Annotated in this window: 2 protein-coding genes; one reads left to right on the forward strand and one right to left on the reverse strand. The window is 66.2% G+C overall.

Annotation, left to right across the window (positions count from 1 at the left end; all coding sequences use genetic code 11):
* Positions 1-37: 37 nt before the first annotated feature.
* Positions 38-610 (reverse strand): hypothetical protein, encoded by a 573-nt coding sequence (locus tag ACXIZN_RS43135; protein ID WP_457960771.1) that lies wholly within the window; start codon positions 608-610, stop codon positions 38-40.
* A 488-nt stretch (positions 611-1098) separates the two neighbouring features.
* On the opposite strand from ACXIZN_RS43135, the gene ACXIZN_RS43140 reads away from it, so the two are divergent.
* A partial coding sequence (locus ACXIZN_RS43140; protein WP_457960772.1) for a DUF6801 domain-containing protein occupies positions 1099-1751 on the forward strand: 653 nt, incomplete at its 3' end.

The raw sequence follows: 1751 nt of genomic DNA on the forward strand, positions 1-1751 counted from the left end.
CCCGCGACACCTGCCCGGAGTTCGAGGGGGTCACTGCTCAGGCGTTGCCGCCGTAGACCTGGCGGCAGGTCGTGGACTCGGCGAACGCGAGATCCAGTTCGGGGTTGGCGCGCAGATGCTTGATCGGGCCTTCCGGCTCGCTCAAGCCGCTCATCGTGCTGTCTGCGTCGGAGACCACCTTCTGCAGGCTCGCCTGGTCGGTGACCTTCGCGTCCTGCATCCGCGTCAGGGTGGCGGACACCTTCGACTTGGTCTCGCCGAGCGTGGTGGTGGCCTTGTCCACAGCGGACTGTCCATCCGGGACGGGCGGCACACCGGCGTTCCGGATCCCGCCCGCCATGTCGTCGAGTGCGGCGGAGAGCGAGTTCAGGAAGCCCACCATCGCGGTCTTCGTCCCCTGCGGATCGGCGGGGTCGAACGCGGGCGGCTTGGACAGCTTCGCCGAGCCGGTCGCGACGCCCGAGCACACCTTGTCCACCCAGGCGAGCGCGGCCGGGTCGGCGTGCTTGCCGGCGTCGGCGGGTTCATCGGACCCGCAGGCGCTCAGCAGGACCGCCGCGGCGGTCACGGAGACGGCGGCGAACGCGATTCGCGCTGCCGTGCGGCGCATTCTTTTCATGATTTCCCCGTCGAATTCGGCGAAAGAGGGCCTGCCCCGCCCGCGACGAGCGTGATTCCGCGATGGTCGGCGGTGACCGGCTTGCTGAACCGCGAGGTTACTCACGAAATATTACGGCAGGCAAGGCGGTGGCGACCCGGAAAAGGGCGATTGGCACGCGCGAGATAGTTTTCAGTGGCACGATTGTCACCCGCGTCAGCGGTTCCATCGGCGCGTCCACCTGGCTCTGAACTGGGGAAACCCATGTGTCGCTACTAGGAACCACCCGGTTCTACCGTGTCCGCGTGACAATTTACCGGCGGCGGGTCGATTTTTCCGGTGAAGCACTTGATAGCGGCACGGACGCGTCGTTAGTTTACTGTTCGGTTGCGATCCGTCAGACATCGTCGCTACCCGGAGAATTCTCCCGGGCCGATATTCATTGCTCTGGGGAATTGTACGCCGTTTCGTATCATCGTTGATACCACGGAAGGACGATCGTGAGTCACCGAAGAGGAACCAAGAAGGCGGTCGCCGCCGCCGCTGCCGGTGCCGTTGGCCTCGCCGCCGCGGTACTCGTGGTCGGGGCGCAGTCCAGTGTCGCCGATCCCATCTCGCTCCCGCTCAACTACCACTGCGACCTGCCGCTCGTGGGGTCGCAGTCGCTGAAGGTGGTGATCAACACCGATCTCCCGCTGTCGGTCAAGACCGGTCAGCCGACCGGCACGTTCGACATCAAGGCCGTCTCCACGATCAACGCGGACACGGTCAGCGGGCTCAACCTGATCGGTGCGACCACGCTGGAAGGCCAGGCCATCGCGGCGGCGACCGTGGCGGCACCGGGGCTCAACCTCCCGGTCAGCGTCCCGAACGACATCGCCAAGCAGAACATCCCCACCTCGGGCGAGATGACGGTCAACGCGTCGGGCAAGACGCCTTCGCTGACCTTCAACCAGCCCGGCGAGGCGAAGATCACCGTGGGCGACCTGCGGCTGAAGGTCACCCCGCGCAAGGCCGACGGTTCGGTCACCGGCATCACGCCGGACGGCACGATCGACGCGCCGTGCAAGCAGGATCCCGGCCAGAACAACACCCTGGCCACGATCAAGATCGGTGACGGCGGTGGCGGCACGACCACGCCCACTACCACCAC

This window comes from Amycolatopsis sp. TRM77291 (assembly GCF_054166285.1).

What these genes read in the sequence shown, in the direction of transcription:
- ACXIZN_RS43135 (WP_457960771.1), bottom strand. Translation starts at nt 610, where the DNA reads ATGCGCCGCACGGCAGCGCGAATCGCGTTCGCCGCCGTCTCCGTGACC.